The organism is Micromonospora sp. ATLC20 (assembly GCF_057196585.1).
Map to the genome: position 1 here is coordinate 1 of NZ_JBXUOV010000429.1, position 460 is coordinate 460.

Below are 460 nucleotides of genomic sequence, written 5' to 3' on the forward strand. Positions count from 1 at the left end.
CCCCGGCGGTCGAGCAGCTCACCGTGTCGGTCACCGACGCGGACAAGCTGGCCAAGGTCGTCGAGCGGGTCGCTGAGCAGAAGGGCTCCCGCCCCGAGTTGACCGAGGCGTCGGTCGTGGTGTCCGGCGGTCGTGGTGTCGGCAACGCCGACAACTTCAAGCTGGTCGAGGAGATGGCCGACCTGCTCGGCGGCGCGGTCGGCGCGTCCCGCGCGGCCGTCGACTCCGGCTACTACCCGCACCAGTTCCAGGTCGGTCAGACCGGCAAGACGGTCTCCCCGCAGCTCTACGTCGCGCTGGGCATCTCCGGTGCGATCCAGCACCGGGCCGGCATGCAGACCTCGAAGACCATCGTCGCGGTGAACAAGGACGCCGAGGCGCCGATCTTCGAGCTGGCCGACTACGGCGTGGTCGGCGACCTGTTCAAGGTCGTCCCGCAGGCCGCCGAGGAGATCCGCAA

At 69.8% G+C, this 460-nt stretch carries 1 protein-coding gene; it reads left to right on the forward strand.

Annotated elements, in window-relative coordinates; genetic code table 11:
- Nucleotides 1-460, forward strand: a 460-nt coding sequence (locus tag AC2CHG_RS31760) for an electron transfer flavoprotein subunit alpha/FixB family protein (RefSeq protein WP_484526245.1), incomplete at both ends; no start/stop codon positions are given.